We start from the raw sequence: 13782 nt of genomic DNA on the forward strand, positions 1-13782 counted from the left end.
GGGAGTCGGTCCGAGGTGTCGGTCCGAGGTGTCGGTCCGAGGGCTAGAAGGTCACCGGAAGGCGGGCCGGGCCCTTGCCGGTGGGCGGGACTTGGAGCGTCTTGAGGGCGAACTCCATGACTTTCTTGTGGATGGGGCCACAGATCTGGCCACCGAAGTAGCTGCCCTGGGTGGCGTTCTGGATGGCGCAGTAGACGGTGACGCGCGGCTTGTCGGCCGGCGCGAAACCGGCGAACGACGAGGTGTAGCCCTTGTAGCGGCCGGTCACGGGGTCGACCCGGTTGGCCGTACCGGTCTTGCCCGCGACGCGGTAGCCGGGGATGCGGGCCTTGTTGCCGGTGCCCTCCTCGTCGTCGACCACCGACTCCAGCATCCGCGCCAGGGTCTTGGCCGTCTTGTCGCTCACCACCCGGGTCTTCTTCGGCTTGGGGGCGGGCGTGAAGCGGTCGTCGGGGCCCTTGATGCCGCGCACGAGCGTGGGCTCCACGCGTACGCCGTTGTTGGCGATGGTCGAGTAGACCGAGGTCGCCTGCATGGCGTTGATCGAGAAGCCCTGGCCGAACGGGATCGTGTACTGCTGCGAGGTCGACCACTTGTCGGCGGACGCGAAGATGCCGGGCGTCTCGCCGGGGAAGCCGAGCCCGGTCTCCCTGCCGATGCCGAACTTGCGCAGGTAGGAGTGGAGGACTTCGTTGGCCTCCTTCTGCGTCTTGCCCAGCTCACCGGTGGCCAGGATGGTGCCGATGTTGGAGGACTTGGCGAGCACGCCGTTGAGCGTCAGGGACCAGGTGGGGTGGTCGATGTCGTCCTGGAAGAGGCGGTCGCCGCGGTGCAGCCGGTTGGGCACGGTCACATGGGTGTCGGGCGTGGCCGCGTTCTCCTCCAGGACCGCGGCCATCGACATGACCTTGGCGGTGGAGCCGGGCTCGAAGGCGTCCTGGAGCGCGGCGTTGCCGAGCGCCCTGCCGTCGGCCTGCGAGAGGTCGTTGGGGTCGAAGCCGGGCGCGTTGGCCATCGCGAGGACCTCACCGGTCTGCGTGTCCTGCACCAGCACGTAGCCGCGGTCGGCCCCGGACTTCTTGACCTGCTCGCTGATGGCGTTCTGCGCGGCCCACTGGATGTCGCGGTCGATGGTGAGCTCGACGTCGGAGCCGGGCACGGCGGGCGTCTCCATGGAGCCCGCGGTCGGCACGCGCCGGCCACCGGACTGGGCATAGCGGATCTTGCCCTCCTCGCCCGCCAGCTTCTTGTTGAGCTGCTGTTCGAGGCCGCCCGCGCCCTTGCCCTCGGCGTTGACCCAGCCCAGTATCCCGGCGGCGAGGTCGTCGTTGGGGTAGACCCGCTTGCTGCTGGGGTCCGCGAGGACGCCGGCCAGCACGTTCGGCGAGTCCGGGTCGGCGGTCGCCTTCTCGGCGAGGGCCCCGCGCAGGTCCTTGATCTGCTTCCACACCTGGGGGGTCTGGCGGCGGGCCAGCAGGACGTAGCGGGTGTCCGGGGTCTTGAGCTTCGCGGTGATCTTCGCCGCGTCCTGGTCGAGGATGGGGGCCAGGAGCGCGGCCGCCTGCTCCGGCGCGTCCTTGACCTTCATCTCCTTCGGAGTGAACAGCGAGGGGTCGGCCGTGATGTCGTACGCGTCCTCACTGGCCGCGAGTTCGACGCCGCCGCGGTCGGTGATGCGCCCGCGCTCGGGCGTCAGGGTGTGGGTGAAATAGCGGTTCTTCTCGGCCTTGGCCGCGTACGCGCCGGCGTCGACGGCCTGTACCTGGAGCAGCCGTACGACGAAGGCGAGCATCACCAGGGTCAGGCCGAGGCTGACCATGCGCAGCCGGGGCCTGGGGCTGCCGAGGCGGATGGTGCGGGTCCTGCCCTTGGCCGCGGGGCGGCGGGCGGCGGGGCGCTTGCCGGACGCGGGCCGCTTGCCGGACGCCGGGCGGCGTCCGGCGGCGGGGCGCACGGGCTTCGCGGGCCCTGGTACGCGCCGCCGCGGGGGTTCCCTGTCGGACACTTGTCATCACCTGCCGGAGGTCGTGGGAACGGGCGGCGGGGCCTGCGGCGGCGCCACGGGGGGCGCGGCCGGGGCCCGCGGGATGACGACCGGGGCGGGCGCCCCCTGCGGGCGGGGCACGGGCTGCCCGGCGGCGGTGCGGGGCACGCCGCGCACGCTCCCGTCGGGGTCCAGGAAGGCGGGGTCGCCGCCGGGGACCATGCCGAGCTCGTCGGCGCGGCGCTGGAGGGCGTCGGGGGCCGCGTAGCCGTCCACCTCGCGCTGGAGCTGCTGCTCCTCCTCGGTGAGGTCCTTGGTCCGCTTCTTCAGCTCGCTGAGCTGGAAGGAGCCTTCGTTGAGCGAGGAGTTCAGGATGAGCAGCATGATCAGGCCGCCGCCGAGGAGCAGCACGACGAGGAGGACGAAGGGGGCCCGCGCGGCCTGGGCGGGGCCCTGCGGCAGCAGTCGCGCGAGGCGGGCGGCCCTCCCCCGCAGCTCGGGTTTCCTGCTCATGGAGCCTCCTCGCGGACTCTGCTCATGGGGCCTGGCGGCCTGTCGCGCCCTCTGCGGGCCTACCGGCTCAACCGACGTCTTCGCGTACGCGCTGGGCGCCGCGCAGCCTGGCGGGCGCCGCCCGGCGGTTCTCGGCGACCTCTTCCTCCGTGGGCAGTTCGGCACCGCGGGTCAGCAGCTTGAGCCGCGGCTGGTAGCGCTCCGGGACCACGGGCAGACCGGCGGGTGCGCTGTTCGCCGCACCGGCCGCGAAGACCTGCTTCACGAGCCGGTCTTCGAGCGAGTGGTACGAGAGGACGGCGATACGGCCGCCGACGGCGAGCGTCTTGACGGCCGCGGGGACGGCCCGCTCCAGGACGCTCAACTCGCCGTTGACCTCGATGCGCAGGGCCTGGAAGGTGCGCTTGGCGGGGTTGCCGCCGGTGCGCTTGGCGGCCTGCGGCAGGGAGTCGCGGATCAGCTCGACGAGACGGGCGCTGTTGGTGAACGGCTCCTTCTCGCGCTCGCGCACGACGGCGCCCACGATCCGCTTGGCCTGCTTCTCCTCGCCGTACTGGCGCAGGATCCGCACCAGTTCGCCCGGCGCGTACGTGTTGAGGACCTCGGCGGCGCTCATGCCGGTCGTCTGGTCCATGCGCATGTCCAGGGGCGCGTCCTGGGCGTACGCGAACCCCCGGTCGGCCTCGTCGAGTTGCATGGAGGAGACGCCGAGGTCGAAGAGGATGCCCTGCACGCGCCGGACGCCGAGGCGGTCGAGCACCTCGGGCAGTTCGTCGTAGACGGCGTGGACGAGGGTGGCCCGGTCGCCGAAGGGGGCGAGCCGCTCACCGGAGAGGCGCAGGGCCTCCTTGTCCCGGTCCAGGGCGATGAGGCGGGCGGCGGGGAAGGTGGAGAGCAGGGCCTCGCTGTGGCCGCCGAGGCCGAGGGTGCAGTCCACGACGACCGCGCCCGGTTCGGCGAGCGCGGGGGCCAACATGTCCAGGCACCGCTGGAGCATCACCGGGACGTGTCGGCTGTTCTCGGTCAAGGGGCCCTCTCAGGTCCGGCGCGGCGTCCTACGCACTGCCGGGTCCCCGCCCGCTCCGTGAAGGGGAATGGCCTGCCGGCGCCGGGAAGTGGCGTCAGCCGACCGGAGCGGGAGGAGGCCGAGCCGTACGTACGCGCCGCGCACGTGGGGGTTTCGGGGAATCCCCGGGATGTGCGGTCCAGCGGGGAGCAGGTCGCGGCTCCCGCTTCGCGTCACTTTAGTCCACCGTGTCTCCCGGTCAATCAACCGGCCTGCGCGTCGCCGATCAAACCGGCGAAGGGGACGAAAAGGGAGAAGTCACTCGAACAGTGGCCCTTACGACACTCGTGTGGGTTACCTCACAACAAGAGTCTTTGACGTTCTTTGTCCCTTCCCACGACGCGCCGCGGCGATCAGTGCGGACTAACGTCGTCACCATGTCGACTTCCGCATCTTCCTCGGGCCCCACTCCCGCAGAGCCGCACGGCGACATAGCCGTCGGCACGGTCACCGACCGCCTCGTCGAAGCCAACGCGAGGTACGCCGCCGGCTTCACCGATCCCGGCATGGACGCCCGCCCCGTCCTGCGCGTCGCCGTCGTCGCCTGCATGGACGCGCGCCTGGACCTGCACGAGGCGCTCGGCCTCGAACTGGGCGACTGCCACACCATCCGGAACGCGGGCGGTGTCGTCACCGACGACGTCATCCGCTCCCTGACCATCAGCCAGCGCGCCCTCGGCACCCGCAGCGTCGCCCTCATCCACCACACCACCTGCGGCCTCGAATCCCTCACCGAGGAGTTCCGGCACGACCTGGAGATGGAGGTCGGACAGCGTCCGGCCTGGGCGGTGGAGTCGTTCCGCGACGTCGACCAGGACGTCCGGCAGTCCATCCGCCGCGTGCGGACCTCGCCCTTCCTCCTCCACACCGACGACGTACGCGGATTCGTGTTCGACGTGAAGACGGGTCTCCTGCGCGAGATCGACCCCGCGTGACACCGTGCGTGACTGACAAAGAGTCGTAAGACCCGACAAATCGGCGCCAGTTATCCACAGGCGAGTGACACAACCCCTTATGCCCAACAACAATGCGGGGGTGGCACCACGCGGAACCATCACGCGTGGTGCCGGTGAATTCGGGGTGGGCCGGGCCGCGCGCAATGAGCGGCCCGGAAATGGGGAATCCCTGCTCCTTGAGAGCTTGGGGAAGGGCCGAGGAGGGCCGGGTGACGACCTATGACGATCGAGCGAGCCTCACTGATCTGACCACCACCGCGGAGCGCGTCCGCGGATCGGTGGAAGGTGTGATCGAGGGCAAGCCGGAGGTCGTACGGCTTTCGCTGACCGTGCTGCTCGCCGAGGGGCACCTGCTCATCGAGGATGTGCCGGGCGTCGGCAAGACCATGCTGGCCAAGGCGCTCGCGCGGTCCATCGACTGTTCGGTGCGGCGGATCCAGTTCACGCCGGACCTGCTGCCGTCGGACATCACGGGTGTGTCCATCTTCGACCAGCAGCGCCGGGACTTCGAGTTCAAGCCGGGCGCGATCTTCGCGCAGATCGTGATCGGCGACGAGATCAACCGCGCGTCGCCGAAGACGCAGTCCGCGCTCCTGGAGTCCATGGAGGAGCGCCAGGTCACGATCGACGGGCAGACCTATGAACTGCCGAGCCCGTTCATGGTGGTCGCCACCCAGAACCCGGTGGAGATGGAGGGCACGTACCCCCTGCCCGAGGCGCAGCGCGACCGCTTCATGGCACGCGTCTCCATCGGCTATCCGGGCCCGGAGGCCGAGCTTCAGATGCTCGACATCCACGGCGGCGCCTCCCCCCTGGACGACCTCCAGCCGGTGGCGCACGCCCACGAGATTGTCAAGCTCATCGACGCCGTCCGCACCGTCCACGTCGCCGACACCGTGCGCAGGTACGCGGTGGACCTGGTCGGGGCGACCCGCAACCACCCTGACCTGAGACTCGGGGCGTCCCCGCGCGCGACGTTGCACCTGCTGCGCGCCGCCAAGGCGTCCGCGGCCCTCAGCGGCCGGGAGTTCGCCCTCCCCGACGACGTGCAGTCCCTGGCCGTCGCGGTCCTCGCGCACCGCCTGCTGCCCACGGCACAGGCCCAGTTGAACCGGCGCACGGCCGAGCAGGTCGTCCTGGAGATCCTCCAGCACACCCCGGTCCCGGCCGCCGCCCAGCCCGCCCCCGGCGGGTTCTTCAACCAGCAGCCGCCCGGCGCCCGGAGGCTGTGATGGCTGCCGGGGGGCAGCCGGACGGCACCGCCGACGACGACAAGGGCGGGCTGCGCACGGCCCTCGCGGGTCTGACCACCCGCGGGCGCTCCTTCCTCGCGGCCGGTGTCGCCGCCGCCATCTGTGCCTACGTCCTCGGCCAGAGCGATCTGCTGCGCGTGGGGCTGCTGCTCGCCGTGCTGCCGCTGGTCTGCGCCGTCGTCCTCTTCCGCACCCGGTACCGCGTCGCGGGCAGCCGCAGGCTCTCCCCCGCGCGCGTGCCCGCGGGTTCCGAGGCCCGCGTCCACCTGCGCATGGACAACGTCTCCCGGCTGCCCACCGGGCTCCTGATGCTCCAGGACCGGGTGCCGTACGTACTCGGTCCCCGGCCCCGGTTCGTGCTCGACCGCGTCGAGGCGGGCGGCCGCCGCGAGGTGTCCTACCGCGTCCGCTCCGACCTGCGCGGACGGTATCCGCTCGGCCCGCTGCAACTGCGCCTCTCGGACCCGTTCGGCATGTGCGAGCTGACGCGTTCCTTCTCGACGTACGACACCCTCACCGTCATCCCGCGCGTGGAGGCGCTGCCCCCGGTGCGGCTCACCGGCGAGGCCAAGGGGTACGGCGACGGGCGCAACCGCTCGCTGGCCCTCGCCGGCGAGGACGACGTCATCCCGCGCGGGTACCGCCACGGCGACGACCTGCGCCGGGTGCACTGGCGCTCCACCGCGCGCTACGGCGAGCTGATGGTCCGCCGCGAGGAGCAGCCGCAGCGCGCCCGCTGCACGGTGCTCCTCGACACCCGGGGCGTCGGCTTCCGGGGCGCGGGCCCCGACTCCGCCTTCGAATGGGCGGTCTCGGGCACGGCCTCCGCCCTGGTGCACATGCTGGAGCGCGGCTTCTCGGTCCGGCTCCTCACCGACACCGGGACGTCGGTGCCCGGCGAGGGCTCGGACGGCTTCGCGGGCGCCAGCCAGGAGTCGGCGGACGCGGCAGGGCTGATGATGGACACCCTCGCGGTGATCGACCACTCCGACGGCGCCGGACTCTCCCGCGCCTACGACGTCCTGCGCGGGGGCAACGAAGGCCTCCTCGTCGCTTTCCTCGGCGACCTCGACGAGGAGCAGGCGGCCGTGGTCGGCAAGATGCGCCAGCGCAGCGGCGCCGCGGTCGCCTTCGTCCTGGACAGCACGGCCTGGGCACAGGGCCCGGGCAACGCTCCCTCCGATGCCGGTGACGCGCGCGTGCGGATGCTGCGCGGGGCCGGCTGGACGGCCCTGCCCGTGCCGCCGGGCGCGAGCCTGACCGATCTGTGGCGCCAGGCGGACCACGCCCGCACCAGCGCGGGCCCCGCGCCCGCCGCGGGGACGACGACCGGGGGCTGGGCATGAGTGCCGCGCGGCGAGTACGTACGACAGTGGGTACGACAGTGGGGGGACCGTCATGAGCGGACGCGCGCGGCTGTCGCTCTGCGCCACCGCGGCCACGCTGATGGCGTCGAGCGCGATGCTGCCGCTCGTCGACCCCGCGACGTGGTTCCTGCAAGCGGTGATCCTGCTCGCGCTGCAGAGCGGGGTGGGTGCGCTGGCCCGGCGGGCGCCGCTGGCCAGGCCGCTCACCGTGGCGGTGCAGGCGCTGGTGACGCTGCTGCTGCTCACCCTGGTCTTCGCCCGCCGGCAGGCCATCGCCGGGTTCCTGCCGGGCCCCGACGTGTTCCGCCGCTTCGGGCTGCTCCTGGAGGCGGGCGCCGACGACGTCGGGCGGTACGCGATCCCGGCGCCGCTCAGCGACGGCATCCGGCTGATGCTGGTCGGCGGCGTCCTGGTGATAGGCCTCGCGGTGGACGCCCTCGCGGTGACCTTCCGTACGGCGGCCCCCGCCGGGCTCCCGCTGCTCGCGCTGTACTCGGTCGCGGCGGGCCTCTCCGGTGACGGCGCCGGATGGCTGTGGTTCCTGCTGGCCGCTGCCGGGTATCTGCTGCTCCTGCTCGCGGAGGGCCGCGACAGGCTCTCGCAGTGGGGCCGGGTGTTCGGCGGCGCGGCGCGCGCGCCGGGGCGGGTCTCGGGCGGCCTGGAGAGCAACACCGGGGTGATCGCCCCGGTCCGCACCGGACGGCGTATCGGCGCCCTGGCGCTCGGCATCGCCCTGGTGGTGCCGCTCGCGCTGCCCGCCCTGGACGGCGGCCTGCTGGGCGGCGACGGCGGCCCCGGGGGCGACGGCTCGGGCGGCGGCGGGACGATCTCCGCCGTGAACCCGCTGGTCGCGCTCCAGGACAGCCTGAACCAGCCGGAGGACCGCGAGGTCATCTCGTACCGCACGAACGCCGAGCGGACCGAGGAGCAGTATCTGCGCATCGTCTCGCTCGACAAGTTCGACGGTACGACGTGGAAGACGACCGTGCGGCGCATCGAGGACGTGCCCTCACCGCTGCCGACCCCCCGGGGGCTCGCCGCCGACGTGCGCAGGAGCGAGGTCCGGACGACCCTCTCCGCCTCCGAGAGCTATGCGCAGAACTGGCTGCCCATGCCCTTCCCCGCCAGCAGCGTGCAGATCGGCGGCCGCTGGCGGTACGAGCCGGTGGGCCGCGCGCTCGTCGGCGACCGGGGACAGACCACGCGGGGCGCGAAGTACCAGGTCACGAGCCTGGTCGTGGAGCCCACGGCCGAGCAGCTCGCGAACGCCTCCGCGCCGCCCGGGGATCTGCGGGAGGAGTTCACCGAGGTCCCTGAGTCCCTGCCGGGGATGGTCGCGGACCGGGCCCGCCAGGTCACCAAGGGCGCCGCGAACCCGTACGAGCAGGCGGTCAAGCTCCAGGACTACTTCGCCTCCGACGGCGGCTTCACGTACAACACCCAGGTCAAGGCGGGCAGTGGTCCTTCCGCGATCCGGAGGTTCCTGGAGCAGAAGGAGGGCTTCTGCGTCCACTTCTCCTTCGCGATGGCCTCCATGGCGCGGACGCTCGGCATCCCGGCCCGCGTCGCCGTGGGCTTCACGCCGGGCTCCGCGCAGGCGGACGGCACCATGTCGGTGGGGCTGCGGGACGCGCACGCCTGGCCCGAGCTGTACTTCGAGGGCGTGGGCTGGACCCGCTTCGAGCCGACGCCCAACCGCGGCTCGGTGCCGGAGTACACCCGCTCCGACGTCGTCCCCGGTGACGCCGGTGACCCCGACATGCCGGAGCCCTCGGCCTCCTCCGAGCCCTCCACGGCGCCTTCGGCCGCCGAGAGCTGCCCGCCGGACCTGGCGAAGCAGGGCGGCTGTACCAGCGCGGCTCCGGAGGCCGCGGCCGGGTCGGGCAGCGGCGGGCCGCCCGTCGGGAAGATCGTGGCCCTCTCGGTGGCCGCGCTGCTCCTGCTGTTCGCGCTTCTGTCGCCGCTGCTGTGGCGGACCCGGGTGCAGTCGGTGCGGCTGGCGACGGGCCCGCACGGACAGGCACCGGCCGGCTGGGCGCGTGGCGTCGGCGGTCCCACACCGGAAGCCGCGGCGGCGCGGACACTCGCCGCCTGGCTCGAAGCGACCGACACGGCCTGGGACCACGGCATTCTGCCGGACGAGTCGCTGACGCCGCGCAAGGCCGCCGCCCGGATCGTCCGCATCGGCAGGCTGTCGACGGAGCCCGCGGCGGCCGCGCACCGGCTGGCGACCGCGGTGGAACAGGTGCTGTACGCCCCGTCCCCGCAGCCCGTGTCGGGGCTCTCCGACGACGTACGGCGGATACGCCAGGGGCTGCGCGCCTCGGCGACCCGCTCCATCCGGTTGCGGGCGACGCTCGCCCCGCGTTCGACCGCTCGGGTGGTGTGGGCGGCCTCGGAACGCTGGTCGGCGCTGAGCGAACGGTGGAGCGAGCGGGTCACCAAGCGGTGGACGGCCCTGACGCGGAAGCTGCCGCGCCGGGCACGGCAAGAGGGCTGAGGGACCGGGGCTGAGGGACCGGGGCCGCGGGGGCCTGTCCTACCCGCGCCGCCCCCATGCGTGAGGGGTGACCGCCCGGTGGCGGTCACCCCTCACGTACGGCACAATGCGTCCGGCTCAGCTCGGCCGGGCTTCGCTCACTGACCGCCGCCCTGCTCGTCGCGGCGGCGCTGCCATCGTTGTTCGATACGGTCCATGACGGAGCGGCGCTGCCTTGTCTGCCGTCGAGCCTGCGGTCCACCCTGCGCGGCCGCGGCCCCAGCACCCTGTTCACCAGGCTTCGGGGCCTTGCGCCAACCGGTGACGGCGAGCACCGCACAGCCCAGCATGACGAGAAAACCCACCACGCTGATCCAGATCTGCTGCGCGACCATTCCGGCCATGAGGAGGGCGATGCCCACCAGGAAGCCCACGACCGCTTGGTAGACCCGCTTCCGGGTGTACGTACGCAGCCCGCTTCCCTCAAGCGCTGTCGCGAACTTGGGATCTTCGGCGTACAGCGCTCGCTCCATTTGCTCGAGCATGCGCTGCTCGTGCTCCGAGAGCGGCACGGAGTCCTCCTCATCGTGCAGTCGCCGGGGCGACCGGGGGTCCCCTTCAGGATAGGCAGGGAATCGCCCCCGTGAAACCCGCCCCTCTGCGCCAACTTCGCCAAACCGGACCTTCATGCCCCTCCGGCCCGCTGAAGCGTGCATTCCCCAGCGGCCGGACTGTCATGCAGGACGGTGTCCCTCGATCATACGGCGCCGGTAGCCCGTTCGGGGGGCCTGTGGCGTACTCCATGTGCGGCTGCGCCCCTGATCAGCGGGTCAGCCAACGGCGTACCTCAGGCTCCGGCCGTCTCGCGGACCTCGCCGAGCACATGCAGCTGAGTGGCCACGGCGTGGAAGGCGGGCAGTTCGGCGGCCGCGGCCTCCAGCTTGAGCAGGGCCTCCATGGCGCCGGGCTCGGTGTCCACGAGGACGCCCGGGACCAGGTCGGCGAAGACCCGGACACCGTGCACCGCGTCGACGCGGACGCCCGCGGCCTCGACGAGCGCGGTGAGCTGCTCGGCGGTGAAGCGGCGCGGCACGGGGTCGCCCTCGCCCCAGCGGCCCGCCGGGTCGGCGAGAGCGGTCTGCGCCTCCGTGAAGTGGCCCGCGAGGGCCCGCGCGAGCACGGCACCGCCGAGTCCGGCGCCGAGCAGGCTGAGGATGCCGCCGGGGCGCAGCGCGTCGACGGCGAGGCGCACGCCCTCGGCCGGGTCGTCCACGTACTCCAGGACGCCGTGGCACAGGACGGCGTCGAAGCCGCCGCGCCCGACCACGTCGAAGAGGCCGAGCACATCGCCCTGGACACCGCGCACCCGGTCGGCGACTCCGGCCTCGGCGGCCCGGCGCTCCAGCGCGAACAGCGCGTTCGGGCTGGGGTCGACGACCGTGACGCGGTGCCCGAGTCGGGCGACGGGCACCGCGAAGTTGCCGCTGCCGCCCCCGGTGTCGAGCACGTCGAGCTCGGAGCGTGACTCCCGGCCCGTGACCTTGACGCGGCGGTCGAGGGCGTCCTTCAGGACGTCCCAGACCACGGCGGTACGGAGAGAGGCGCGGGGACGGTAGGGGTCGGAGCGCAGCGACGCCGTTTGAGCGTGGTGATGGGAGACGGGCGGGCGCATCGGGTCCGACACGGCAGTTGACTCCTCGGCGCGTGGGGTGCGAACGACTCCCACCCTATTGCCTGCCGCCCGGTGCCCCGGTCACCGTCCCGCACCGCGGGACGCCCTGTCAGCTCGCGTCGGGCGGCCCCTCTCCGGCCGCGGGCGGCTCCTGCCTCGGCTGGGGCAGTACGGGCTGGAGCACCAGCATCCGCTCGACCAGACGCAGGAACATCGCCACGTCCCGCAGCAGGTCGTCTGCGTCGCGGGCGGTGGCGGCGCCCCGGATGCCCGCCTCGGCGCGGGCCCTGCGGGCGGCGCCGGAGGCGAAGAGGGCGCTCCACTCGGTCAGTTCGGGTGCTATCTCGGGGAGGACTTCCCAGGCGCTTCGGATGCGCTGCCTGCGGCGCGGGGTCGTCTCGGGCCGGCCGCGCGCGGCGAGGACGGCGGCCGCGGTGCGCAGGGCGGCGAGGTGGGCGGTGGCATAGCGCTCGTTCGGGGCGTCGAGGCGGGCCGCCTCCTCGATTCCGGCGCGGGCCTGGCCGAGCAGTTCGAGGGCGGCGGGCGGGGCGGTCGCGCGGCGCAGGACGGGGTGGACATCGCTCGCCGGGCCGGTCAGTGAGGGAGCAGCGCCGACGGCGCGGTGCCGGCGTGCGGCTGCTGCGGAAGAGCTGGCCATGACGAACCTCCTGTCGTCGTGTGACGGCACAGTGGCCGTATGTGCCCATGGTGAAGTACCCCACTGACAATCGGCCTTGACCTGGCCTTTCGCCCATATCGCCGCTGCGTGGCGAGGCTTGGCCCGGGACCGGGTCCGCCCGGAGCCGGCGCCGTGGGCGCGGCGGGACCTGTGAGAATCAGGGCCATGGACAGCAGTGCGGCCGGCAGTCGGCGAGAGGCCACCCGGCAGAAGCTCTACGAAGCCGCCGTCACCCTCATCGCGGAACAGGGATTCTCCGCGACGACGGTCGACGAGATCGCCGAGCGGGCGGGGGTCGCGAAGGGCACCGTCTACTACAACTTCGCGAGCAAGTCCGTCCTCTTCGAAGAGCTGCTGCGGCACGGTGTCGGCCTGCTGACCGCCTCCCTGAAGGAGGCGGCCGAGGAGACGGACCGGGCCGGCGGCAGCAAGGTCGACGCCCTCGACGCGATGATCAGGGCCGGTCTGGACTTCATCAACCGCTACCCCGCCTTCACGCAGCTCTACGTGGCCGAGCTCTGGCGGACCAACCGGGCCTGGCAGTCCACGCTCCTGGTGGTCAGACAGCAGGCGGTCGCGGTGGTCGAGGACGTGCTGCGCGCGGGCGTCGGGAACGGCGAGCTGAGCGAGGAGATCGACATCCCGCTGACGGCCGCCGCGCTCGTCGGCATGGTGCTGGTCGCCGCCCTCGACTGGCAGGCCTTCCAGCCCCAGCGCTCGCTCGACGACGTGCACGCGGCACTGTCCCGGCTGCTCCAGGGCCGCGTGAGCGGCACGCGCGCGTAGCGGCACGCGCCCGCCCGCTCAGGGGCCGCACGCGACAGCGCCGGTCCGGTGGCCCCCCGTCTCCGGGCGGCACCGGACCGGCGCCTCTCACGTCCCCCGTGACCCCCCGTGCGACCCCCGTGTGGTCGTCCCCCGAGTCACCCCCGTACCTCGCCCCCGCCTGGTGGCGGGAGGAGCGGGCAAGGGTGTGGCGCCCGTTCCGCCGCCCCGTGTCGGCGGTACCGGCGCCACGCCCTTCTCCGTGGCCCTCACTCTTCCGTCTTTGCAGGTGAGGGCCCATCCGCGCGCGTACTCATCTCTTCTCCTAGGTACGGGTACTCAGGCATGCGCGCTCAACCTCAGGCCGGTCCGCTCCGGCAGTGGTTACGATCACGTCCGTGTCCGTACTCCCCCTGGTGTTCACCAGCGGCTGGGCGAGCGGGATCAACGCGTACGCCGTTGTCCTGCTGCTCGGCGTCTTCGGCGCGACCGGTGTCAGTGACGAGGTCCCGGAGGCGCTCCAGCGGCCGGACGTCCTGATCGCCGCCGGAGCGCTCTTCGCCTGCGAGGCCGTCGCCGACAAGATCCCCTACGTCGACTCGGTGTGGGACTCCGTGCACACCGTGATCCGGCCGGTCTCCGGAGCGGTGGTCGGGGCGCTGCTCGCCGGGCAGAGCGGTTCACTCTCCGATCTGGCGGCGGGGGCCGTCGGCGGCTCGACCGCGCTGGCCAGCCACGCGGTGAAGGCCGGGACGCGGATGGCGGTCAACACCTCGCCGGAGCCGTTCAGCAACGTCGTACTGAGCATCGCGGAGGATCTCGGGGTCGGCGGGGTCGTCTCCTTCGCCATGTTCCATCCGGAGGCCGCCGCGATCATCGCGGGCGTACTCCTGCTGCTCGGCCTGTTCCTCCTCGTCCTCCTCGTCTCCCGCATCCGCCGGTTCCTGCGGCGCAGGGCGCAGCGGCGCGAGGAGAGGCGGCTCGCGGGCCGCGCGGGGCCGCCGCCCGGCTGAGCGCGAGGGCTCCGTCGTCACTGTCAGTGGCGGCC

12 protein-coding genes are annotated in these 13782 nt (G+C 72.8%); 6 read left to right on the forward strand and 6 right to left on the reverse strand.

Going from position 1 to position 13782, the window contains the following annotated elements; translation table 11 throughout:
- Positions 1 to 43 precede the first annotated feature (43 nt).
- From ACZ6JY_RS24010 to rsmH, 3 genes are all read right to left on the reverse strand, one after another.
- Positions 44 to 2005, reverse strand: coding sequence for a peptidoglycan D,D-transpeptidase FtsI family protein (locus tag ACZ6JY_RS24010; protein ID WP_469198597.1), 1962 nt, complete (start codon positions 2003 to 2005; stop codon positions 44 to 46).
- 6 nt (positions 2006 to 2011) lie between these two features.
- Positions 2012 to 2497: a cell division protein FtsL gene (gene ftsL, locus ACZ6JY_RS24015; protein WP_469198599.1), complete on the reverse strand. Its 486-nt coding sequence runs from the start codon at positions 2495 to 2497 to the stop codon at positions 2012 to 2014.
- 67 nt (positions 2498 to 2564) lie between these two features.
- Positions 2565 to 3524, reverse strand: a complete 960-nt coding sequence (gene rsmH / locus ACZ6JY_RS24020; RefSeq protein WP_469198601.1) for a 16S rRNA (cytosine(1402)-N(4))-methyltransferase RsmH — start codon at positions 3522 to 3524, stop codon at positions 2565 to 2567.
- 353 nt (positions 3525 to 3877) lie between these two features.
- Here rsmH and ACZ6JY_RS24025 point away from each other — a divergent pair, with 353 nt between their 5' ends.
- From ACZ6JY_RS24025 to ACZ6JY_RS24040, 4 genes are all read left to right on the forward strand, one after another.
- On the forward strand, positions 3878 to 4498 hold the full coding sequence (locus ACZ6JY_RS24025; RefSeq protein ID WP_469198602.1) for a beta-class carbonic anhydrase: 621 nt from the start codon (positions 3878 to 3880) through the stop codon (positions 4496 to 4498).
- A 230-nt stretch (positions 4499 to 4728) separates the two neighbouring features.
- Entirely contained in the window at positions 4729 to 5751 is a 1023-nt protein-coding gene (locus ACZ6JY_RS24030) for an AAA family ATPase (RefSeq protein WP_469198603.1), read from the forward strand.
- A complete protein-coding gene (locus ACZ6JY_RS24035; protein WP_469198604.1) occupies positions 5751 to 7118 on the forward strand; it encodes a DUF58 domain-containing protein in 1368 nt (455 codons plus the stop codon). The genes ACZ6JY_RS24030 and ACZ6JY_RS24035 overlap by 1 nt, the downstream gene beginning before the upstream one ends.
- Positions 7119 to 7170: 52 nt before the next feature.
- Entirely contained in the window at positions 7171 to 9639 is a 2469-nt protein-coding gene (locus ACZ6JY_RS24040; RefSeq protein ID WP_469198605.1) for a transglutaminase TgpA family protein, read from the forward strand.
- Positions 9640 to 9776: 137 nt separating this feature from the next.
- Here the strand turns inward: ACZ6JY_RS24040 and ACZ6JY_RS24045 are convergent, their stop codons facing one another.
- From ACZ6JY_RS24045 to ACZ6JY_RS24055, 3 genes are all read right to left on the reverse strand, one after another.
- Positions 9777 to 10190, reverse strand: a complete 414-nt coding sequence (locus tag ACZ6JY_RS24045) for a DUF3040 domain-containing protein (protein WP_469198607.1) — start codon at positions 10188 to 10190, stop codon at positions 9777 to 9779.
- 275 nt (positions 10191 to 10465) lie between these two features.
- The gene (locus ACZ6JY_RS24050) at positions 10466 to 11302 is read right to left on the reverse strand and encodes a methyltransferase (protein ID WP_469198608.1); all 837 of its coding nucleotides are present in this window, start codon (positions 11300 to 11302) and stop codon (positions 10466 to 10468) included.
- Positions 11303 to 11399: 97 nt separating this feature from the next.
- Positions 11400 to 11948, reverse strand: a complete 549-nt coding sequence (locus ACZ6JY_RS24055) for an SAV_6107 family HEPN domain-containing protein (RefSeq protein ID WP_469198609.1) — start codon at positions 11946 to 11948, stop codon at positions 11400 to 11402.
- 186 nt (positions 11949 to 12134) lie between these two features.
- Between ACZ6JY_RS24055 and ACZ6JY_RS24060 the strand changes: the two genes are divergently transcribed.
- Both ACZ6JY_RS24060 and ACZ6JY_RS24065 read left to right on the forward strand, forming a co-directional pair.
- The gene (locus ACZ6JY_RS24060) at positions 12135 to 12755 is read left to right on the forward strand and encodes a TetR/AcrR family transcriptional regulator (RefSeq protein ID WP_469198610.1); all 621 of its coding nucleotides are present in this window, start codon (positions 12135 to 12137) and stop codon (positions 12753 to 12755) included.
- Between the two features lie 377 nt (positions 12756 to 13132).
- Entirely contained in the window at positions 13133 to 13747 is a 615-nt protein-coding gene (locus ACZ6JY_RS24065; RefSeq protein ID WP_469198612.1) for a DUF4126 domain-containing protein, read from the forward strand.
- The last annotated feature ends 35 nt before the right edge of the window (positions 13748 to 13782 follow it).

This window comes from Streptomyces sp. NPDC046335 (assembly GCF_055587985.1).

What these genes read in the sequence shown, in the direction of transcription:
- ACZ6JY_RS24060 (WP_469198610.1), top strand. Translation starts at nt 12,135, where the DNA reads ATGGACAGCAGTGCGGCCGGCAGTCGGCGAGAGGCCACCCGGCAGAAG.
- ftsL (WP_469198599.1), bottom strand. Translation starts at nt 2,497, where the DNA reads ATGAGCAGGAAACCCGAGCTGCGGGGGAGGGCCGCCCGCCTCGCGCGA.
- ACZ6JY_RS24055 (WP_469198609.1), bottom strand. Translation starts at nt 11,948, where the DNA reads ATGGCCAGCTCTTCCGCAGCAGCCGCACGCCGGCACCGCGCCGTCGGC.
- ACZ6JY_RS24035 (WP_469198604.1), top strand. Translation starts at nt 5,751, where the DNA reads ATGGCTGCCGGGGGGCAGCCGGACGGCACCGCCGACGACGACAAGGGC.
- ACZ6JY_RS24040 (WP_469198605.1), top strand. Translation starts at nt 7,171, where the DNA reads ATGAGCGGACGCGCGCGGCTGTCGCTCTGCGCCACCGCGGCCACGCTG.